Origin of the sequence: Mesorhizobium sp. M0077, assembly GCF_040322955.1 — a bacterium.
Classification (GTDB): domain Bacteria; phylum Pseudomonadota; class Alphaproteobacteria; order Rhizobiales; family Rhizobiaceae; genus Mesorhizobium.
On record NZ_JAMYUL010000010.1, the window covers coordinates 146,277 to 166,271 of the forward strand.

18 protein-coding genes and 1 tRNA gene are annotated in these 19,995 nt (G+C 62.6%); 5 read left to right on the top strand and 14 right to left on the bottom strand.

Features of this window, described 5'->3' with window-relative positions; translation table 11 throughout:
• The first annotated feature begins 77 nt into the window (after positions 1-77).
• Positions 78-563, top strand: a complete 486-nt coding sequence (locus NKJ57_RS20100; protein WP_352512179.1) for a hypothetical protein — start codon at positions 78-80, stop codon at positions 561-563.
• Positions 564-589: 26 nt separating this feature from the next.
• On the opposite strand, the gene proB is transcribed toward NKJ57_RS20100, so the two are convergent.
• Both proB and obgE read right to left on the bottom strand, forming a co-directional pair.
• Entirely contained in the window at positions 590-1,717 is a 1,128-nt protein-coding gene (gene proB, locus NKJ57_RS20105) for a glutamate 5-kinase (RefSeq protein WP_023668692.1), read from the bottom strand.
• 2 nt (positions 1,718-1,719) lie between these two features.
• Entirely contained in the window at positions 1,720-2,751 is a 1,032-nt protein-coding gene (obgE, locus tag NKJ57_RS20110; protein ID WP_023668691.1) for a GTPase ObgE, read from the bottom strand.
• A gap of 167 nt (positions 2,752-2,918) precedes the next feature.
• Between obgE and NKJ57_RS20115 the strand changes: the two genes are divergently transcribed.
• Positions 2,919-3,782, top strand: coding sequence for an endonuclease/exonuclease/phosphatase family protein (locus NKJ57_RS20115; RefSeq protein ID WP_023668690.1), 864 nt, complete (start codon positions 2,919-2,921; stop codon positions 3,780-3,782).
• Between the two features lie 193 nt (positions 3,783-3,975).
• On the opposite strand, the gene NKJ57_RS20120 is transcribed toward NKJ57_RS20115, so the two are convergent.
• The 3 genes from NKJ57_RS20120 to NKJ57_RS20130 all read right to left on the bottom strand — a co-directional run bounded on the left by NKJ57_RS20120 (position 3,976) and on the right by NKJ57_RS20130 (position 5,772).
• Positions 3,976-4,563, bottom strand: coding sequence for a GNAT family N-acetyltransferase (locus tag NKJ57_RS20120; protein ID WP_023688901.1), 588 nt, complete (start codon positions 4,561-4,563; stop codon positions 3,976-3,978).
• Positions 4,564-4,695: 132 nt separating this feature from the next.
• Complete coding sequence (gene rpmA / locus NKJ57_RS20125) at positions 4,696-4,965, bottom strand: 50S ribosomal protein L27 (RefSeq protein ID WP_015315190.1); 270 nt, start codon at positions 4,963-4,965, stop codon at positions 4,696-4,698.
• 99 nt (positions 4,966-5,064) lie between these two features.
• Positions 5,065-5,772, bottom strand: coding sequence for a 50S ribosomal protein L21 (locus NKJ57_RS20130; RefSeq protein WP_352512177.1), 708 nt, complete (start codon positions 5,770-5,772; stop codon positions 5,065-5,067).
• A 367-nt stretch (positions 5,773-6,139) separates the two neighbouring features.
• Here NKJ57_RS20130 and NKJ57_RS20135 point away from each other — a divergent pair.
• Positions 6,140-6,229 (top strand) — tRNA-Ser (locus NKJ57_RS20135).
• Between the two features lie 140 nt (positions 6,230-6,369).
• On the opposite strand, the gene NKJ57_RS20140 is transcribed toward NKJ57_RS20135, so the two are convergent.
• Positions 6,370-8,349 (bottom strand): putative bifunctional diguanylate cyclase/phosphodiesterase, encoded by a 1,980-nt coding sequence (locus tag NKJ57_RS20140; protein ID WP_023829305.1) that lies wholly within the window; start codon positions 8,347-8,349, stop codon positions 6,370-6,372.
• A 267-nt stretch (positions 8,350-8,616) separates the two neighbouring features.
• Here NKJ57_RS20140 and NKJ57_RS20145 point away from each other — a divergent pair, with 267 nt between their 5' ends.
• Positions 8,617-9,663 carry a class I SAM-dependent methyltransferase gene (locus NKJ57_RS20145; protein ID WP_352512174.1) on the top strand — a complete coding sequence of 349 codons (1,047 nt, stop codon included), beginning with the start codon at positions 8,617-8,619 and terminating at the stop codon, positions 9,661-9,663.
• 276 nt (positions 9,664-9,939) lie between these two features.
• Here NKJ57_RS20145 and NKJ57_RS20150 read toward each other — a convergent pair whose 3' ends face one another.
• A complete protein-coding gene (locus NKJ57_RS20150; protein ID WP_352512173.1) occupies positions 9,940-10,833 on the bottom strand; it encodes an SDR family oxidoreductase in 894 nt (297 codons plus the stop codon).
• A 126-nt stretch (positions 10,834-10,959) separates the two neighbouring features.
• Here NKJ57_RS20150 and NKJ57_RS20155 point away from each other — a divergent pair, with 126 nt between their 5' ends.
• The gene (locus NKJ57_RS20155) at positions 10,960-11,898 is read left to right on the top strand and encodes an AraC family transcriptional regulator (protein WP_352512171.1); all 939 of its coding nucleotides are present in this window, start codon (positions 10,960-10,962) and stop codon (positions 11,896-11,898) included.
• Between the two features lie 1,317 nt (positions 11,899-13,215).
• On the opposite strand, the gene recQ is transcribed toward NKJ57_RS20155, so the two are convergent.
• The 7 genes from recQ to NKJ57_RS20190 all read right to left on the bottom strand — a co-directional run bounded on the left by recQ (position 13,216) and on the right by NKJ57_RS20190 (position 19,954).
• Entirely contained in the window at positions 13,216-15,054 is a 1,839-nt protein-coding gene (gene recQ, locus NKJ57_RS20160) for a DNA helicase RecQ (RefSeq protein ID WP_023752651.1), read from the bottom strand.
• A gap of 261 nt (positions 15,055-15,315) precedes the next feature.
• The gene (locus NKJ57_RS20165; RefSeq protein ID WP_023684110.1) at positions 15,316-15,654 is read right to left on the bottom strand and encodes a cupin domain-containing protein; all 339 of its coding nucleotides are present in this window, start codon (positions 15,652-15,654) and stop codon (positions 15,316-15,318) included.
• 10 nt (positions 15,655-15,664) lie between these two features.
• Complete coding sequence (kduD, locus tag NKJ57_RS20170; RefSeq protein ID WP_023684109.1) at positions 15,665-16,432, bottom strand: 2-dehydro-3-deoxy-D-gluconate 5-dehydrogenase KduD; 768 nt, start codon at positions 16,430-16,432, stop codon at positions 15,665-15,667.
• A complete protein-coding gene (gene kduI / locus NKJ57_RS20175) occupies positions 16,429-17,286 on the bottom strand; it encodes a 5-dehydro-4-deoxy-D-glucuronate isomerase (RefSeq protein WP_023732977.1) in 858 nt (285 codons plus the stop codon). Before kduI ends, kduD begins: the two co-directional genes overlap by 4 nt.
• A 23-nt stretch (positions 17,287-17,309) precedes the next feature.
• Positions 17,310-18,086: a FadR/GntR family transcriptional regulator gene (locus NKJ57_RS20180; protein WP_023700229.1), complete on the bottom strand. Its 777-nt coding sequence runs from the start codon at positions 18,084-18,086 to the stop codon at positions 17,310-17,312.
• A 23-nt stretch (positions 18,087-18,109) separates the two neighbouring features.
• Positions 18,110-19,390, bottom strand: coding sequence for a TRAP transporter large permease (locus NKJ57_RS20185; RefSeq protein WP_023684106.1), 1,281 nt, complete (start codon positions 19,388-19,390; stop codon positions 18,110-18,112).
• Complete coding sequence (locus NKJ57_RS20190) at positions 19,391-19,954, bottom strand: TRAP transporter small permease (RefSeq protein ID WP_502901361.1); 564 nt, start codon at positions 19,952-19,954, stop codon at positions 19,391-19,393.
• Positions 19,955-19,995 lie beyond the last annotated feature (41 nt).

The following is a 19,995-nucleotide window of genomic DNA, read 5'->3' on the forward strand; positions in this document are numbered from 1 at the left end:
TGACCGCTCCGGTGAAGCCTGGTGGATTTACACGCGGCCGGCCTTCGCGGCAATGGCCGCAAATTCGGGAGAGCAGAGTGAAGAGCGCCGCAGTCTTGTTTGCTTTGGCCACGATGCTGGCGCCCACCGGCCTTCGCGCAGCCGATTACTGCGATGACAAGATCGAACTCGGCGAGAGCCCCGATGGCCGGGCCATGACCATGGTAGGTTCGATGATGTCCCTCGTACTCGCTGAGCGCTATTGCGGCGCGCTACCGACGCCGTTTTCCCAAATCTACGTCGTAGTTGAGGAGGGACATGGATGTGGGCCGCGTGTGAGGCTTGAAGCAGAATTCAAGAAAAAGATGGAGGAGGAAAAAGCGACAGACGCAATGATGGCCGACTCAGTCATGCACGACCTCATCGCAGACGGGACGGACCTCCCCCAAGCCGAAATGGATGAACGTGCCAAGGCTATCATTGAAGGACAGTTGGGAGGTTGCAGCAAGCTTCTGAAAATTCAACGGGACGTTCAGGAGAGGTATCGCAACCCGCCCAAATGGCCGCGTGAACCTGACAAGTAGCGCGCCGTCAATCGCAGGGCCGCGCCTCACTCGGCCGCGCCGCTCACTACCAGATCGTCGCGGTGGATCATCGCCGAGCGCGCCTCGTAGCCGAGCACGGTTTCGATCTCGGCGGTCTTCAGGCCTGCGATCCTTACGGCATCGGCGGCATCGTAGGCAACAAGCCCGCGCGCGATCTCGCGCCCTTCCGGCGACAGGATCGCCACCGTGTCGCCGCGCGAGAAATTGCCGCTGACCAGCCTGACGCCGGCCGGCAGCAAAGATTTGCCGGACAGCAGCGCACCGATGGCGCCGGCGTCGACGGTGAGCCGCCCGGCCGGTTCGAGCTGGCCGGCGATCCAGGTCTTGTAGCCTTTCACCGGATTGGCGCTCGGCCTGAAGAAGGTGGCGCGCTCGCCACGCTCGATCGCCATCAGTGGCGACAGCCTGGTGCCCGAGGTGATGATCATGGCGGTGCCGGCGGCGGTGGCGATCTTGCCGGCATCGAGCTTGGTGCGCATGCCGCCGCGCGACAGTTCGGATGCGGCCGCCCCGGCCATAGCCTCGATATCGGGCGTGATGCGGTCGACCACCGGAATGAATTTCGCATCGGGATCGCGCGCCGGCGGCGCCGTATAGAGCCCGTCAATGTCGGAGAGCAGCACAAGCAGGTCGGCGCCCATCATCGTCGCCACCCGGGCCGCCAGCCGGTCATTGTCGCCATAACGGATTTCGGAGGTCGCCACCGTGTCGTTCTCATTGATGACCGGCACCGCCTTCATCTTGAGCAGCGTCGAGATCGTCGCGCGGGCATTCAGATAGCGACGGCGCTCTTCGGTGTCGCCGAGCGTCAGCAGGATCTGGCCTGATTTCAGCGCGCCCTTGCCCAGCGCGTCCGACCACGCGCCGGCCAGCGCAATCTGCCCAACGGCGGCCGCCGCCTGGCTCTCCTCGAGCTTCAGCGCCCGTTTGCCGAGACCGAGAATGGTGCGGCCGAGCGCAATGGCGCCGGACGAGACTACCAGGATCTCGGCGCCACCATTGGCCAGCACCGCGATATCCTCGGCAAGCGAAGCCAGCCAGTCGCGCTTCAGGCCGCTGGTGCGGTCGACCAGCAAGGCCGAACCGATCTTGACCGTGATGCGCCGGTATTTTGTCAGCGACCGCGCCGTCATCGCTATCGGTCCCAGCGGGTCTCGACGGGAGCGGCAGCCCTGTCGCGCGCTTCGCCGACAACCGCCATCAGCGCGCGCAGCACCGCTTCGACGCCCTCACCGGTGGCCGCCGACAGCAGCATCGGCGCGCGGCCGGCAGCGCGTTTGAGCGACGCAACCTTCTTCTTGCGCTCATCGGCGTCTAGGATATCGACCTGGCTGAGCGCGACGATCTCGACCTTTTCGATCAGCCCATTGCCATAGGCGTCGAGTTCGGCGCGCACGGTCTTGTAGGCCTTGCCCGGGTTTTCCTCCTGCGCCGAGACCAGGTGCAGAAGTACACGCGTGCGCTCGACATGGCCGAGGAAGCGGTCGCCGATGCCGACACCCTCATGCGCGCCCTCGATGAGGCCCGGAATGTCGGCGATGACGAATTCGCGCGCATCGATGCGGGCAACGCCGAGACCTGGATGCAGCGTGGTGAAGGGGTAGTCGGCGATCTTCGGCTTGGCCGCAGTGACGGTTGCCAGAAAAGTCGACTTGCCGGCATTGGGCAGCCCGACCAGGCCGGCGTCGGCAATCAGCTTCAGCCGCAGCCAGACATTCATCTCTTCGCCGGGCTGGCCCGGATTGGCGCGGCGAGGCGCCTGGTTGGTCGAGGTCTTGAAATGCTGGTTGCCGAAGCCGCCATTGCCGCCCTTGGCCAGCAGGAAGCGCTGGCCGACCACGGTCAGGTCGCAGATCAGCGTCTCATTGTCCTCGGCAAACACCTGGGTTCCGGCCGGCACCTTGAGCGTCACATCGGCGCCCTTGGCGCCGGTCATGTTGCGGCCCATGCCGTGGACACCGGTCTTGGCCTTGAAGTGCTGCTGGTAGCGATAGTCGATCAGCGTGTTCAGCCCATTGACCGCTTCCAGCCAGACATCGCCGCCGCGGCCACCGTCGCCGCCATCCGGGCCGCCGAACTCGATGAATTTTTCGCGCCGGAACGACACAGAGCCGGCGCCACCGTCGCCGGAGCGGATATAAACCTTGGCTTGATCGAGAAATTTCATTGGACTACGCAGTTTCTGTTGGCCTTGCGGCTTTGCTTTAGATCTTGCGCCTTGCTCTAAACCAAGGCGCGGCCAAGGGCGAGGCCGTTTTGCGACTAAAGCGCCGGATGCCCTTTTGCCGGGGACGCGGTAGCAGTGTTCGCGGACGGAGCTTGAGGGGCGCGGGAATGAAGGTTGTAAGCTACAACATCCAGTACGGTATCGGTCTGGATGGCCGCTACGATCTCGGCCGCATCACCGAGGCGGTTCGCGGCGCCGACGTGATCGCGCTGCAGGAAGTGACCCGCAACAATCCGAGGAACGGCAACCGCGACATGGTGGCCGAGATCGGCGAGGCGCTGCCCGAATATTTTGCCGCTTACGGCAGCAATTTCGAGGTCAATGTCGGCTCGCGCCTGGAGGCCGGCCGCGCCATCACCACCACTTTCCAGCTCGGCAACATGGTGCTGTCGAAGACACCGATCCATCTGTCGCGCAATCTGCTTTTGCCGCGCAGCCGCAGCCTTGAGGCGATGAACTTCCAGCGCGGCGCACTCGAGGCGCTGGTCGAGACCCCGCTCGGCTTCATCCGCTTCTATTCCACGCATCTCGACCATCGCAGTCCGGTTGAACGCGCCAGCCAGATCCGTTTCCTGCGCCAGCGCCTGTTGAACTATGCCTTCGAGGGCGGCGGCCTCTCCGGCATTCCCGAGATCGGCCTGCCGGACCTGCCCTATCCCGAAGCCTTCATCGTCATGGGCGACTTCAACATGCTGCCCGGCTCGCCCGAATATGTCGAACTCGTCGGCCGCCCGGACCATGAATTCGGTATGCCGCTGACCGCCGATCTCGCCGTCGACGTCGCCCAGCGCCTGAACACACCAGACGTCGTCACCTGGGTCGATCCCACGCGACCCGAAGACACAAGCCGCCACAAGCGCATCGACTACATCTTTACCTCGGCCTCGCTCGCCGGATCGCTGAAGCGCCTGTGGGTCGACCCGCAAGCGGTCGGTTCGGACCATCTCCCGATTTGGGTCGAGATGGGCTGAGTTGAGCCCGATCCACAACCAACGTTTCCAAACCTGTCGTTTGGAGGCACGCGCCTAGGTGTGTTGAGATTCAGGTCAGGCCGAGCCGAAAACACTGGTTTTCGAGAACCGGAGCGGAGTGTACTTAAGTACGTGCACCGGAAGCGTATAAAACCCGCGTTTGCAGGCCGGCCTCACCTGAATATCAAAACACCTAGAAATGCACCCAGTTGCGCAGGCTGATCCAGGTCTTTCTGTCCAGCCGGTACCGCTCGACCGGCACCTGGCCGGCGACGATCGAGTTCAGCATGCCCTGGCCGGCATACTGGAAGCCGCATTTGTGGATGACCCGGCGCGAGGCCGGATTGATCACCCGCGTCGAAGCCTGCAGCACCTGGATCGAGGTCCGTTGGAAGGCGAGGTCGACCAACGCGTGCGCGGCCTCCGTCGCATAGCCGCGCTTCCAGTAGGGCTCGCCGATCCAGTAGCCGAGCTCCAGCCCGCGATCGGTCATGTTGAGGCCGGCGCAGCCGACGAAAATGTCGGTGCCGGCGAGCGTCAGGGCGTAGGCGATGCCGGCCCGGCGCGACCGGGTCATGGCCAGGAAGGCGCGTGCCTCGGCCTCGCCATAGGGGTGCGGCATGCGGGCCAGCATCTCGGCGACATGACGGTTGTCGGCAAGCTCGACCAGTTGCGCGATGTCGGCTTCGCACGGGGCGCGCATCACCAGCCGCTCCGTGGCCAGCACCGGGCAATCTATCGCGTAACTTTCGTCTTCGGTGTCTTCCGCTTCGGCAACCATTCGACGTCCTCCAGGCAAGAAAAAAGGGGAGATGGAAAACCCATCTCCCCTGATCCTTTTCCTGGCTCCATTCACTGGTTTGGCCAGACACCGGTTCCCGAGATGGGCGCCGGTTTTATAGTGCGGAACCGGCTACTCCGCGGCTTTGGTAATCGGGTTGACCGATACGTAGGTTCGGCCGTTGGCTTTTTTGTTGAAGGTGACTGCGCCGGTCTCGAGCGCAAAAAGGGTGTGGTCCGTGCCCATGCCGACATTGACGCCGGGATGCCAGGTGGTGCCGCGTTGACGGATGATGATGTTGCCCGGGATGACGGCTTCGCCGCCGAACTTCTTCACGCCCAGACGCTTGGAATGCGAGTCGCGACCGTTGCGCGACGAGCCGCCAGCTTTCTTGTGTGCCATCTAACTAACTCCGATGCGCCCTGGGGCGCTTGAATGGTCTTATGAACGCGTTCGCGTTCCGTTTCAAGTCCGATCCGGCGACCTTGTCGCCGGTTCGTTTTACTTCTTCGCCAGTTCCTTGGCCTGCTCGCGCCAGTCGTTGATCTGGTCGGTGCTGAAGGGCATGTGCGCGTCGATCTTGGCCACGTCCTTGTCCGACAGCTTGGCAAGCTGGGCGAAGGTGGTGATGCCCTGCTCGTGCAGCTGGCCGGCGGCAACCGGGCCGATGCCCTTGATCACGGCCAAATCGTCCGGCTCGCCCTTCGGCGCCTTGAACAGCGGCGCGGCGACGGCGGTCTCCGTCTTGGCTTCATCCTTCGGAGCAACCTCGGCTTTGGCTTCCTTCTTCGCCTTGGCTTCCTTCGGCGCGGCCTCGGCCTTCGCCTCGGGCGCTACGTCAGCCTTGACTTCCTTGGCTTCCACCTTGGCTGCGGCCTTCTTGGAAGGCTTGGCGCCACCCAGCAGGATCTCGGCGATCCGCACGGTGGTCAGAAGCTGGCGGTGGCCGATCTTGCGGCGCGAATTCTGCCGGCGGCGCTTCTTGAAAGCGATGACGGTGCGGTTCTTGCCCTGCTCGACGACTTCCGCCGTGACCAGAGCGCCATCGACGAACGGGGCGCCGAAGGTGACATTTTCGCCTTCGCCATGGGCGAGGACGCTGCCGATTTCGACGATATCGCCGACATTGGCTTCGAGCTTCTCGATCTTCAGGAGATCGTTGGCGGCAACGCGATACTGCTTACCGCCCGTTTTAATGACTGCGAACATTTTTTGCCTTTCGCTGTTCGGTCGGCCTCGATGAGCCGCGTCACGCGGTTCGGCCGTCTTTTTGTCAGTCTGCGGGTTCGAAAAACAAGCGGCGTGGAAGAACCCTCCACGCCGATTGCGCGCTTCCCCTAACCGAAGGTTCGCTACGAGTCAAGGCAAACGGCCGGATTCCTTGGCCATGCGGCCTCCTTGCCGCGCCCGATCCCTCTGGTCGAGACCGGTTGGTCTATCTGCCGACGTGGCCGCGGCGCAGCCCTCCCGGCAAAGCCCGCACAGGAAGCTGAATTTCCCCGCGGATTTGGCCTTGTAACCTGCCCGCCCAGCCGTTATCTAGTGCGCCGCGCCGGCAACGGCCGACCATGACCGCGGAGAGGTGGCAGAGTGGTCGAATGCACCGCACTCGAAATGCGGCATGGGTGCAAGCCCATCGGGGGTTCGAATCCCTCCCTCTCCGCCACCCTACGCCCTGCGGGCTTCGGGTGGCAGGCAACCCGGAACCGCATCTGGGCGTAGGAGTGTCGCCCGAAGCTACGAAGTAGCGTAGGGGGACCGGAACGAAGCAGGATGCCCTCCGAAGCTTCAGCGTAGAGGCTGCCGCTAGGCAACAAGGCCTTGCCTCATTTGGTTTACCTCTTCGATCGGGACTGGATGCCCGGTGAGGAAGCCCTGCATCAAATTTACCCCCAGGCGCTGCAGCAATATGTACTGCTCCTCCGTTTCGACGCCCTCGGCGAGCACGACATGGCCGAGATTGCGAAGCAGCCCGACCATGTCCCGCAACAGGCTCAAGCCACGAGACGTCTGGCAATCGTGGAGGAAGCTGCGATCGATCTTGACCACGTCGAATTTGAAACGGCGGAGCCATGTCAGGCCGGCAAATCCCGTTCCGAAATCGTCCAGCCAGATCTGAACGCCGAGTTTTCGCAACCGCTCCACGTTTCTGACCGCTTGCGCCTCCAGAAAGATGTCACTGCCTTCGGTGATTTCGATGGCCAGTTTCTGTGGCGCAAGGCCGTGCCTGCCAAGGATTTCGGTGATCCGGAGTGAAAAGTTGGGAGCCTTGAGCTGAAGAACGGAGACGTTCACCGTCACGACCGAGCCCAATCCGTATTCCGCCATGTCACCGCAGGCTCGATCGATCAGCCACGTACCCAGTTCCACGATCGCTCCGGTCTGCTCGGCAACGGGTATGAACACGGACGGACTGATCATGGTGCCGTCGAAGTCGCATACCCGCATCAGACTCTCGTGGCCCAGCACGCGTCCCGACGCCAGCTCGCGAATTGGCTGGTAGGCGACAGAAACGAGCTGGTTGGAAACTGCCACCTTCAGCAGTTCTGAAAGATTTTCGCCGGAGCGATCCTGGCTGGTGGCGTGTGGGTCGTAAATCGTGAACGTAGCCCGACCGGCAAACTTGGACGCGTAGAGTGCGCGGTCAGCTTCCTGCAGCAGGATTCTAAGCTCTATGCTCTGATCGGCGCGCGTCAACGACGCTCCGGCACTGATCGTGACGATGTTGAGCTTGTCGCCCCGGTCAGGGTGGTAGATATCCAAATCCTCTACAGCGCGACAGAATTTCTTCGTTATCTCATGAAGGTGAGCCCGCCCGGTGACCTTGCAGAGAATGACGAATTCTTCTCCGCCATAGCGGGCCGCGATGGCGTTGTTGGCAGCCGCCATCTCGGAGAGGACATGGGCGAGTTTGATCAGGCAATCGTCGCCGGCCTGATGACCAAGTCCGTCATTGAACCTTTTGAAGTAGTCGACGTCGATCAGAATGAGCCCTATCTCGTCGTCGTCCGCGGCCCAGTCTTCGCGCAGCTCCGAGAATTCTCGAATGATCGCCCTGCGGTTCTTCATTCCCGTGAGCGGATCGGTGTCGGCGATTTCGGTTAGCTTTTGCCCCTTCTTGATAGCAGCCTGCTCCTGGAATTGTGCCCGAAGCGCGTGCAGGAAGGTCTGGTAACGCTCCAGGCTCAGCCGCCACGAAAGATAAAGCGACAAGACGAGGCAGTTCACGAAATAGGCCGACAACACGACCCGACCGGCGATGTCGGCCTGAAGGGAGAACATCGCGGCGTACACAAAGCTTGCGGCGACCGTCGCGGAGGCAAGGGCTGAAAGCCAAAAACGGAAGTTGAAGAACAGATTCGCACCCAGGATGAACACGGTGCCAAAAACCATGAAATGGGAGAGGGCATCCTGATGCTCTGTTCCAACAGCGGAGACGAGCCACCCAAGGGCACCGGAGACAATCGCCAGCGCTGCTACAAGGTGCAAGGTGGCAAGGGCAAAGCCCCGTCGGGCGACAAATTCGACAAGCGCAAGGGAAGTGATCCCTAGCGTAACGCGCGTCAAAACAAGCCGGCCGGCGATATCCGGAAAAAGAAACCAATCGAAAAGGCCATAGGCCACATAGCTGAATACAGCAGCCGCAATACCCCATCGCACAAGACTGCGATTCTCATCGGCATCCTTCTGCAGGAACAGTGCCAGCAGTTCCGGATCGGCGGAATGCCACCGCGGACGTCCAATCGCTGCCGCCACCTTCTGGGCAACGTCCTCGCTCAGTTGCATCGCAACGCTCCTCCGCGATCTGCAGTAGCGAATGCAACAGCCGACGTCGCCTGCGGTCGGGGAATGAAGACGCCCCTGTCCGCAGGAAAAGTCAGATGTCGCTAACCGAGGGTAAACGGGTGGTTCGGATTTAGCCAGTTTTGCAGAATTGATGGCCGCTCCATCGATTAAAATTTTATTAAAATTTTATTAAAATTGTTAGCATTGGTTGGCGGCGCACCTATGCTGCTGGCCGGGGACCGGGGCGGTAACCGGAGAGTAAACGGCATGCCTATCAAGCCAAAACTGCAGCTCGACCAATACAGCCTGGTCACCACCAGGCTGATGAAGAAACATGTTGCGACCTCCGAAGAGGCAGCTGACTCCGACGAGTTGAGGGACAGCACGGCCCAGCTCGCCCTGATACTGGACCTTGCTCATCAAGCCTTTGCGCGACACAAACCGGCCGCCCCCATTGTCCATCGTTTGGCGGGGCGACTCCACAAGCTCCGCCGGCAGGTTGCTCCCGCGGTTTGGCAGAAACTCGTTCCTTTGGCTCAGCAGCATCGGGTTGCGGAATATTTGCTCCAGGACCCGTTCACGCGGTGGTCGGTCGAAAAACCGCGCGGGTATTCAGGCGATGCAGGCCTGCTGGATATTTACTACAAGCATCCGATCGCCGACGAAATCGTGGCCTCGTCGACCTTACTTGGTCGGCAAATCTATGCGTACACCAGTGAAGCTGCCAGTTCGGTGGCGGGGCGCGAGCGGCGGGATATTCTGGCCAGGACCGTGGACGAAACGGCCAGCAGTGTGGAAAAGGCGGAGGTGCTGGCGATTGCCTGCGGCCACCTCAGGGAAGCCGAACGCTCCGACGCGTTGGCCAAGCATAAACTGCAACGCTGGATCGGCCTGGATCAGGACTCCGTCAGCGTAGCCACCGTGAACAACGACTTTGCCGGCACGGCCGTCGAGGCACTCCAGGGCTCCGTACGCGGCATCCTGCGCCGCGCTTACGCCCTTGGCACATTCGATCTCGTCTACGCATCGGGGCTTTACGATTACCTGCCGCGCGCCATCGGCGTCCGCCTGCTTCAAAGAGCCATGGAACTCGTCAAACCCGGTGGCGAATTCCTGTTTGCCAATTTCAGCGACGAGATCACGACGGATGGTTACATGGAGACTTTCATGGATTGGCCGCTCATCCTACGTTCGGCCGACGATATGTGGGACATCATCAATGCCGCCCTCGGCGGGAGTCCTTTCGACGCGAAAGTCTACTATGGCTCGAACCGGAATATCGTTTACGGCAAGGTGAGGAAGGGCGATCTCTAACTAGGCGCGGGAATCGCGCGCGCATCCCCGTAACAAGGTAGGTCTGCCATGACGAGGCCATGTCTTCGCCGGCTTTACGGCGACGGGCGAGCAGGTCGTCCGGGCTGCGGGCGGCCTACGCCGTGTTCGTTCTGCTTGCCGCCATACAGATGTGGCGGCGGTTCCAGCAGCACGACGGTGCTGCCCGCTCGGCGGGCTGCGTCTGGCCGTGTTGCTGGCACTGCCGCTGATCGCCAGGCTGTCGGTCGTGCAATGCAACGCGACTGGCCGGCCTGATCAGGCCTCGAAATAGCGGGCACGATCGAGATCGGCGATAAGCCCCGGCCCGGTCAGCTGCCATCCCAGCGCAGTGCGGGTCTGCTCACTTGACGCCGACAGGTCCCTGCCGATGAAATGCCCGAGAAAGCCGAAATGCGCAGCCGCGTCCTCGGGGCCTATGGAAACGACCGGCAGGCCGACCCGGCGGCCGATGATCTCGGCGATCTCTTTGCTCGCCACGCCCTGTTCGGCAACCGCATGATAGCTGACGCCGCCCGCCCCCTTCTCCAGTGCCAGCCTGTACAGGGTGGCGGCGTCGAACCGGTGCACCGCCGCCCAGCGATTTGCGCCGTCGCCGACATAGGCCGAGACGCCCTTTTCACGCGCAATGGCAATCAGCATCGGCACGAAACCGTGATCGCCCTCGCCATGGACGGTCGGCGCCAGCCGCACCGTCGATGCGCGCACCCCGCGCGCTGCGAGCACCACGGCCGTTGCTTCCGAAGCGCGCGGCATGGAGGCCGATGGAGGCGCGGGTTTGTCGTCTTCGGTTGCCGGCCTTCCCTGCGCAAAACCGGCGAGGCCGGAGGTGACAAGCAGCGGCCGCTCGGAACCCTCGAGCGCCGCGCCGAGCGTTTCGATGGCGCGCTGGTCAACTGCGCAACTGGCGGCGAATCTCGAAAAGTCGTGGTTGAAGGCCGTGTGGATGACGCCATCCGATTGGGCAGCGCCGCTGCGCAGGCTGTCGAAATCCTCGATATCGCCGCGATGCGCCTCGGCACCCGCGGCCACGATCGACTCCGCACCTGCTTCCGACCGCGCGAGGCCAAGCACCTGATGGCCCGCCCCGAGCAATTCCCGCACAACAGCCGAACCGACAAAACCGGTAGCCCCGGTAACGAACACACGCATGATGATTTCTCCTTGGTTTTTGTCGAGGGCCGTACAGGCAGCCCGTTGCGAAGGAGATAGAAGTTTGAGATCATACGATCTATACTGTAAAATCCGAGATATCTTCGCAATCGTCCGAGAACGCTCATGGATCCGCTGTCAGACGTGCTGTCGCTACTGAAGCCGCGCAATTACCTGTCGGCTGGGCTGGAAACCGGTGGCGACTGGGCGATCCAGTTCCCTGACCAGCAGGCCGCCATCAAATGCGGCGCCGTGGTGTCCGGCCGGTGCTGGCTGTCGGTCGAGAGCGTCGCTGAGGCGGTGCGCCTTGACGCCGGCGACTGCTTTCTGCTGCCGCGCGGCCGACCCTTTCGGCTTGCCAGCGATCTTGGCCTGCCGACGGTCGATGCCCGCACGATCTTCTCTCCGGCGCGCACTGGCGGCATCACCGTCCATAATGGCGGCGGCGATTTCCTCCTGGTCAGCAGTCGCTTCACGCTGTCCGGCGACCATGCCGGCATCCTCTTGCGGATGCTGCCGCCCATCGTCCACATCCGCGGCGAGAGCGACCATTCGGCGCTTCGCTGGCCGGTGGAGCGGATGATGCAGGAATTGCGCCAGCGGCGTCCCGGCGGCTTTCTCATCGTCGAGCACCTCGCCCACATGATCCTGATCGAGGCCTTGCGCCTGCATATGACCGCGCAAGGCAATGTCGGCTGGCTGTTCGCACTGACCGACAGGCAGATCGGCGCGACGATCGGCGCCATGCACGAGGACCCTGCACATGGCTGGACATTGCAGCAACTGGCGGAGCGCGCCGGCATGTCGCGATCGACTTTTGCGCTCAGATTCAAGCAGACGGTCGGGGCCTCACCCCTGGATTATCTGACGCGCTGGCGCATGATGCTGGCCGGCGACAGGCTGATGCATTCCGGCGATCCCGTCTCCGTCATCGCGCTGGCGCTCGGCTACGAATCCGAAAGCGCCTTCAGCACGGCATTCAAGCGCGTCATGGGCTGTTCGCCGCGGCAGTACAGCCGCCGGGAGCCGGACCTGACTGCGCAGGCCGAACGCGAAGCCGCCTGAGGCGGCGATCCGAGCGCCTTGATTACCTTGCCCTTAGAGGCTGTAGCGCGAACGAAACTCGGTGAACGACATCGCCAGATTGTTCTCGTCCACATGGCCGGTGATTCCGTCCACACTGCGCGAGTCGAGTTGTAGCGGGCGAGCCAGAGCGGACAATTGCCGAAGCCGCTCGGATTTCCCAGCGCGCTTCGACCGCTGCGGCCCTTCTGCTCAAATCGATCCCTTGCTTGCTCCATGGCATGCGCTTGACAATCGACTGATTCGCAACCCTTCGGGGATATAAGTATTCCAGTTAACTTAGGGATAATCGGCAGGAGGAACTAGATTTCAGACGCTCAATTGGCACGAGCAAAATCGCGTTTTTCATGCTTTCAGAATGACTTGCTCGCGTGCTGGCGGTTAACCGGCACCAACTTCTCCGATTTCCTTGCCTCTACGGCTGGGTAGCGCAATAGGGTTAATTGCGCGATTGCTAATATGCCTATATCTTAGGCGGCGCGGGGGGCCTCATATCTTCCCGCAGTGGCCGGTGCGGTGAAGCCCCACAAGCATGCCCAACCTGCACCGGCCATTCCCTATGGCTGGGTATGGTCTTCGCGCTCGGCAACTTTTCCAAGAGCTTCCGTGAAGCCTCTAGGACGCGTCGCGTTTCGGCGATGGTCGATTGCAGGGAGTCCAGTTGGCTCTCCGCTCGGAGCTGGCTACGGCGGGCGCTTTCAATGAACTGGTGGTCAGGTTCCCACCGGTCTTTCATCAGGCTTAGCCTCTCTGCAGACGAACGAACTTGTCGAGATGCAGGCGTATCCGCTGGCCCTCAGCATAGGACAGCGCAAACGGTTCAATCACGAATGATCGGGTAATTTCCTGGTCTTCCTTGGCCACAGGAACGGACCATTCGCCGCCGGTTCGACCACTTCCACGCAAGGCAATGCTTTGCGGATTGGACCCACGTTTCCACCACAGCCTCTATACGAAAAGCAATGGTAACCTCGAGTTTTATACTCCCGTCGAAAGCGGGTTTTCAACAACAAAGATGGTCTGAATCATACCATTCGGCTCAGCGGATCGCGGCTGCCGACGTAGCGTCTCCAAGGCCGAGAAAACCGCCACCCGCGCGCAACAGCGGGTTTCCATAATCACGGCTACATCCGAGAATCGACCGCTTAGATTCAGGAATGTGTGGTTTGTCGTCACGGTTCCATACAATTTGGAAGGCCATTCCCCTACGGCAGGGTAGCGCCAAAATGAAAGGATAAGCGGGCGGGCAAGTTGAAGGCGTACTGATGCCGGATCGGGCTTTGGTCCAGCAACACCCTTTCAGCCTGGCGTCTCGGAAAGGTGCGCGGCAATGGCGCTGACAAAAATCGCGCCGAACTCCTTGAGCTTGGCGGCGCCGACGCCATTCACCCCGGCGAAATCGTCGAGGTCTTGCGGACGACGCTCGGCCATGTCGATCAGTGTACGATCCGAAAACACCACATAGGCCGGCACCTGGCGTTCCTTGGCCAGACGCAGCCGCAGCGTCTTGAGCGCCGCGAGCAGCGACGCATCTACATTTTCGCTCTGGGGGCTCTGCCCGGCGCGAGCCGCGCGGCGCGCGGCGCGCGTGCGCATCTCGACCCGATACTGGAACGGCACCTCGCCCCGGCCGAGTGCGTGGCCCTTGTCCGCGATGGCCAACCCGCCATGGCCGGCCGGGTCCGGCATCAGGAAACCGTTCGCGACCAGCTGGCGAATCATAGATTGCCAAAAATCCTTCTTGTGCGCGGCGCCATTGCCGAAGGCTGCCAGCCTGTGATGCCCCCTTGCCGCGATCTTTTCAGTCTCGTGGCCGATGAGGATGTCGATGACATGGCCGGCGCCGAAGCGCTCGCCGCTCTGCGCCACCGCCGCCAGGATGAGGCGCGCCTCGGCGGTGCCGTCGGTGCGCGGCGCCTGTTCCAGGCAATTGTCGCAATTGCCGCAAGGGACCGCCTCTTCACCGAAATAACCGAGCAGCACCTGGCGGCGGCACTCGGCCGTCTCGCAATAGCCGATCAGCGTATCGAGCCGGCCATGCGAGCGGCGCTTGTGCTCGACAGCGGCGTCCTCGTCGTCGATGAACATGCGGCGCATGCGGATATCGCCGAGGCCGTAAAGCATATGCGCCTCAGCCGCCCGCCCGTCACGACCGGCACGGCCGATCTCCTGGTAATAGGCTTCCAGGCTGCCGGGCAGATCGGTGTGGAAGACATACGCGACATCAGGCTTGTCGATCCCCATGCCGAAGGCGATGGTCGCCACCATGACGACGCCCGACAGGGTCATGAAGGCGTTTTGATTCGCATCGCGCGCCTCCTTGCTCATCCCGGCGTGATAGGCGAGCGCGGCGACGCCGTTCTTTTCGAGGAAGGCCGCCATCTCTTCGGTCTTCTTGCGCGACAGGCAATAGACGATGCCGCTACGCCCCTGATGGCGTTCGATGAAGTTGAGCAACTGCCGCTTGCTGTCCTGCTTGGGCTCGATAGCGAGCTTGATGTTGGGCCGGTCGAAGCCAAGCACCTGCGTTTCGACACGCCCGCCAAACAGCCGTGTCTCGATGTCTGCCCGCGTCGTCTCGTCCGCCGTCGCCGTCACCGCAATGATCGGTACGTCGGGAAAGATGCCACGCAGCTGCGACAGGTCTTCATATTCGCGCCGGAACGCCGGCCCCCACTGCGAAATGCAATGCGCCTCGTCGATGGCGATCAGGCTGACATCGAGCCTGGCAAGCGCATCCAGCATCCGCTCGGTCATCAGCCGTTCCGGCGCGAGGTAGAGCAGCCGCGTCTGGCCCGACGCGACGCGGCGCCATGCCGCGACATTGGCATCACGATCGATCGAGGAATTGATCGTATCGGCGGCGACGCCGGCGAGGCGCAGTGCCGCGACCTGATCCTGCATCAGCGCCACGAGCGGCGAAACGACAATGGTCAGCCCACCCTTGACCAGCGCCGGAACCTGGTAGCAAAGCGATTTGCCGGCACCCGTCGGCATGACCGCCAGCACGTGGCGGCCGCCAAGCAGTGCCTCCATCACTGCGGCCTGTCCGGGACGGAAATCGTCGAAACCGAACACGTCCTTGAGGACACGTCGTTTGGGATCGTGCGTCGGTACGCTCGTCGTCGATATCTGCATCACTGATGTTTTCGATCGGCCGCCCGAAGCAGCGGCGTGGACAGAACGATTAGCGCAGCCCCTGCGTGACCACAACAAGCAGCAGCAACACCCCACCGGCGATCGACCTGGTTGGCATCGTTAAACCTATCTTCACCATGTTGCGGCACCGTCAAACCCTGCGGCGATGTTTCGAGTACCGCTGCGCCACGAGCGCACAGGCAACAGCCCGCGCCTCCCCAGGAGGCGCGGGTTTCCTGTTTCTGGAATTGCCGAAAAGGTTCAGGCCAGGAAATCGGCGCGGTGCGGGGTAAAGCTGTCGACCAGGCGCCCGGCCTCCAGCGCCTTGACGCCGTGCACCAGATTGGACGGCACGATGAAGCTGCCGCCGGTCTCGATGGTCGCGGTGCGGCCGTCGATGGTCACCTCGAAGCGACCTTCGGCGACATAGCTGGCCTGGACATGCGGGTGCGAATGCAGTGCGCCGACGCCGCCCTTGTCGAAGCCGAACTCGACCATCATCAGCTCATCGGTGGAGACGAGAACGCGGCGTCTGTTGCCGTCCGGCGTCGGCGTCCAGGCGCTCTCGCCGGGCTGTGCGAAAATCTTGGCTTCAATCATGACCATCTCCTCATCGCGCCAGCCAGCCGCCGTCCACGGGAACCACCGCGCCATGCATATAGTCGGACGCTGGCGCCAGCAGGAACACGGCGGCATCGCCTATGTCTTCCGGCCCGCCCCAACGTCCCGCCGGGATGCGTGCCAGGATGGCAGCACTGCGGTCGGGATCGGCGCGCAACGCCTCGGTGTTGTTGGTTTCGATATAGCCGGGCGCAATGGCGTTGACGTTGATGCCTTTTGCCGCCCATTCGCAGGCAAGCAGCCGGGTTATGCCGAGCGCGCCATGTTTCGACGCGGTGTAGGACGCGACACGAATACCGCCCTGGAAACTCAGCACCGAGGCGATGTTGACGATCTTGCCGCGCTGCCCGGAATCGGCCAGCACGCGCCTGGCAAAACCCTGGCTGAGGAAGAACAGCGTCTTCAGATTGACGTCGATGACGTCGTCCCAATCGGCCTCGGAGAAATCGACCGCATCGGCGCGGCGGATGATGCCGGCATTGTTGACCAGCCCGTCGATCGGGCCGGTCTTCTCCCACACCTGGTCGAGCATGGCCTTGGCGGCAACATGATCGGCAAGATCGCATCGCACCGCCTCGAACTGGCCACCGGCTTCCGCGACTTGTCTTTCCGTGTCGTCCATCGCCGAGCGGCCGACACCGATGACGGTGCCGCCGGCGCGCGCGATCGAGACGGCGATGCCTTGGCCGATGCCGGTGTTCGCGCCGGTGACCAGGATACGCTTGCCGGCCAGGCTGAAGGAGGAAGGGCCGCTCAACGCAATTCACCCAGCGGCACCGGGTCGACATCGGTGTAGTCGACATTGTCGCCGGCCATCGCCCAGATGAAGGCATAGTTCGAGGTGCCGGCCCCCGAATGGATCGACCAGCCCGGCGACAGCACCGCCTCCTCGTTAGCCATCACCAGATGCCGCGTTTCGTCCGGCTCGCCCATGAAATGGAAGACGCGCGCCGTCTCCGGCAGGTCGAAATAGAGATAGGCCTCCATGCGCCGGTCATGCACATGGCAAGGCATGGTGTTCCACACCGAGCCCGGCGCCAGCTGCGTCATGCCGACGACCAGCTGGCAGGTCTTGACGCCATCGGCATGGATGAACTGGAAGATCGAGCGCTCATTGCAGGTTTCCTTGCTGCCGAGGTCGAGCCGCTTGGCGTCGCCGATGCGGATCAGCCGGTTGGGATGGGTGTGATGCGCCGGGGCGCTGAGCAGATAGAATTTGGCCGGCGCTGCCTTGTCGGCCGACGCGAACGACACGTCGGTGCTGCCCATGCCGAGATAGAGCATGTCACGTGCCTGCAACTGGTGGGTCTCGCCATTTGCCGTCACCGAGCCGGCGCCGCCGATGTTGACGATGATCAGCTCGCGGCGGTCGAGAAAATTCTTGGTCCCCGTCGGCTTGATCGCCTCCAGCGGCAGCGCTGTCCCTTCCGGCACGGCGCCGCCAACGATCATGCGGTCATAATGGGTGTAGGTCAGGCTGATGCGTCCCTGCTGGAACAGGTCGTCAATATGGAAATTGTGACGCAGTTCGTCGGTGCCCATGGAAGCAGCGGCGACCGGGTCGATGGCGAAACGCGAGGTGAAATCGGTATGCGGGTGACTTTGAGTCATTGCTGCTCCAGCTGAATGAATGGCTATTTGGTTGCCGACGCCTTGACCGAGTCGGCGTAGTAGACCTGGCGGGCGTGCAGCCGCTCGCGGTAGCGCTCTTGGCTGGCGGTTAGATGAGCGCGCATCGCCTCGCGCGCGGCTTCGGCGTCGCCTGACGTGATCGCATTCAGGATCACCAGATGCTCGCGCTGCAGCCCGCGCTGATAGCTGTCGGATTGCACAAGTTCCGTCGACCAGGGCGAGGTCACGTCGCAGGGAATGGCGCGGCGTCCGAGCACATCGAGCATCTCGACATAGAACGGGTTGTTGGTGGCGCTGGCGATTGCCCGGTGGAAGGCGAGATCGGCCGGACCGGTCGGCTCGCTGTTGAGAAGCAGCCGTTCGAATTCGAAGAACGCTTCCTGGATCGCTGCTTCCTGCGCGGCGTTGCGGCGAATGGCGGCGAGCCCGGCCGATTCGATTTCGACGGCCAGGCGCACTTCGAGCACATTGAGCGCGATGGAATCCTTGCTGCCCATGTCGGCGGCGAGCGCGCCGAACATCGTTGAGATGTGCTCGGTGACGAACACGCCTGCGCCCTGGCGCGCCTCGACCAGCCCGTCGGCGGCGAGCTTGGCCAGCGCTTCGCGGATGACGGTGCGGCTGACGCCGAAGGTCTCGGTCAGCTGGCCCTCGGTCGGCAATTTGTGGCCGGGCAGGATCTCGCCCGCCTGCAACTGCTTGCGGATCGCCGCAACGACGGTCTCCGACAGTTTGGGTTTTCTCTCGACCCTGAGATCAACAGCGCTATCCGATGCCATATCGCACCCCTGTTTGAAGACGCCTATTTGAACACGCTCGGCAACCAGAGCGAAATCGCCGGAATATAGGTCACCAGCCCCAGAACCACGATGCCCGCGCCATAGAACGGCCAGATCGAGCGCATCGCTTCCCAGACCGTAATCTTGCCGACGGCACAGGCGACGAACTGCACCGTGCCGACCGGTGGCGTGTTGAGGCCAATGCCGAGATTGAGGATGGTGATGACGCCGAAATGCACGGGGTCGACGCCGTAATGGGTGACCAGCGGCAGGAAGATCGGCGTGCAGATGATGATCATCGGCCCCATGTCCATGAAGGTGCCGAGCAGCAGCATCAAGACGTTGAGCAGAAGCAGCACCACCAGCGGATCGGTGGAGATGGCGTTCATGCCTGCGATCAGCAACACCGGCACTTTGAGATAGGCCATCAGCCAGCTGAACGAGGCCGCCGTGCCGATGATCAGCAGCACCATTGAGGTCGTGCGCACCGCGCCCTTTGTGGCATGGACGAAATCGCCCCAGGCCATCGACCGGTAGACGAAGACGGTGACCAGCAAAGCGTAGATGATGGCGATGCAGGAGCTTTCCGTCGCCGTGAAAATGCCCGAGCGAACGCCGCCGAAGATGATCCCGATGAGCAGAAGTCCGGGGATGGCGATGACCGCCAGCTGGCCGACACGCGAGAAGCCGGGAAAAGCCTCGACCGGGTAGCCGCGGCTGCGGGCGACGAAATAGGCGGTGACCATCAGCGAAGCGGCGAACAGCAGACCAGGCAGGATACCGGCGGTGAACAGGTCGGCGATCGAAATCTTGCCGCCGCCGGCGATCGAATAGATGATCATGTTCTGCGACGGCGGCAGAAGCAGCGCGATCAGCGCCGCCATCGAGGTGACGTTGACGGCATAGTCGGCTCCGTAGCCGCGCGCTTTCATCTGCGGGATCATCAGCCCGCCGACGGCAGCGGCTTCCGCCACAGCCGAGCCGGAAATGCCGCCGAACAACGTCGCGGCGATGATGTTGACCTGACCGAGCCCACCGCGGACATGACCGACCAGCGAGCCGGCAAAGGAAACGATGCGCTGCGCGATGCCGCCGCGCACCATCAGGTCGCCGGCAAAGATGAAGAACGGGATCGCCATCAGCGAGAACGCCGACATGCCCGACTTCAATTGCTGGAACACCACCAGGGGCGGCAGGCCGAGATAAAGCACGGTGGCGAAGGACGCCGCACCCAGGCAAAAGGCGATCGGCGTGCCGGCAAACATCAAAAGCGTGAAGACGCCAAACAGGATCCAGAGTTCCATCTAGGCCTCCTGCACGGCCGGCATTTCCGGCACTTCTTCGAGATTGATATCCTTGTCGATGTCGGCGCCGGACCAGCGCAGCGCGATGCGTTCGGCCGAGAACAGGCAGATCAGAAAGCCGCCGGCAACCAGCGGCAGATAGTCGAAACCGCCGGGAAGTTCGAGCGCCGGGATGATGGTCCGCCAGGTCAGCCCGACCAGCTTGCAGCCGTACCAGACCATGCCGAAGCCGAAGCCGAACGCGATCAGGTCGGACAGGGTGCGCAGCGCCCATTTGCTGCCCTTGGGCAGGATATAGAGCAGCACGTCGAAGCCCATATGGTAATTCTCGCGCACACCGACGGCAGCGCCCAGGAAGATGAACCAGTTCATCAGCATGATGGCGGTGACTTCGGTCCAGCTCGGTGACGCGTTGAGCACGAAGCGGGAAAACACCTGGTAGGCAACAAGCGCGGTCATGGCGACCATCCCGATGCCCGCGAGATAGAGCGCACCGTCGCAAATCTTCGAAAGCACCGCGCTGAAGCGCGGTGGCGCTCCGCTCCTGGCCGTTCCCGCAGTCATCCGATCCTCCCGGTCTTTCCGTCGCCTAAAAGCGATTGGCG

Bases quoted from the DNA above. Each gene is read 5' to 3' on its own strand.
- proB (WP_023668692.1), bottom strand. From the start codon at position 1,717: ATGACGGCGCGGTCGCTGACAAAATACCGGCGCATCACGGTCAAGATC.
- obgE (WP_023668691.1), bottom strand. From the start codon at position 2,751: ATGAAATTTCTCGATCAAGCCAAGGTTTATATCCGCTCCGGCGACGGT.
- NKJ57_RS20115 (WP_023668690.1), top strand. From the start codon at position 2,919: ATGAAGGTTGTAAGCTACAACATCCAGTACGGTATCGGTCTGGATGGC.
- NKJ57_RS20120 (WP_023688901.1), bottom strand. From the start codon at position 4,563: ATGGTTGCCGAAGCGGAAGACACCGAAGACGAAAGTTACGCGATAGAT.
- rpmA (WP_015315190.1), bottom strand. From the start codon at position 4,965: ATGGCACACAAGAAAGCTGGCGGCTCGTCGCGCAACGGTCGCGACTCG.
- NKJ57_RS20130 (WP_352512177.1), bottom strand. From the start codon at position 5,772: ATGTTCGCAGTCATTAAAACGGGCGGTAAGCAGTATCGCGTTGCCGCC.
- NKJ57_RS20140 (WP_023829305.1), bottom strand. From the start codon at position 8,349: ATGCAACTGAGCGAGGACGTTGCCCAGAAGGTGGCGGCAGCGATTGGA.
- NKJ57_RS20145 (WP_352512174.1), top strand. From the start codon at position 8,617: ATGCCTATCAAGCCAAAACTGCAGCTCGACCAATACAGCCTGGTCACC.
- NKJ57_RS20150 (WP_352512173.1), bottom strand. From the start codon at position 10,833: ATGCGTGTGTTCGTTACCGGGGCTACCGGTTTTGTCGGTTCGGCTGTT.
- NKJ57_RS20155 (WP_352512171.1), top strand. From the start codon at position 10,960: ATGGATCCGCTGTCAGACGTGCTGTCGCTACTGAAGCCGCGCAATTAC.
- recQ (WP_023752651.1), bottom strand. From the start codon at position 15,054: ATGCAGATATCGACGACGAGCGTACCGACGCACGATCCCAAACGACGT.
- NKJ57_RS20165 (WP_023684110.1), bottom strand. From the start codon at position 15,654: ATGATTGAAGCCAAGATTTTCGCACAGCCCGGCGAGAGCGCCTGGACG.
- kduI (WP_023732977.1), bottom strand. From the start codon at position 17,286: ATGACTCAAAGTCACCCGCATACCGATTTCACCTCGCGTTTCGCCATC.
- NKJ57_RS20180 (WP_023700229.1), bottom strand. From the start codon at position 18,086: ATGGCATCGGATAGCGCTGTTGATCTCAGGGTCGAGAGAAAACCCAAA.
- NKJ57_RS20185 (WP_023684106.1), bottom strand. From the start codon at position 19,390: ATGGAACTCTGGATCCTGTTTGGCGTCTTCACGCTTTTGATGTTTGCC.
- NKJ57_RS20190 (WP_502901361.1), bottom strand. From the start codon at position 19,954: ATGACTGCGGGAACGGCCAGGAGCGGAGCGCCACCGCGCTTCAGCGCG.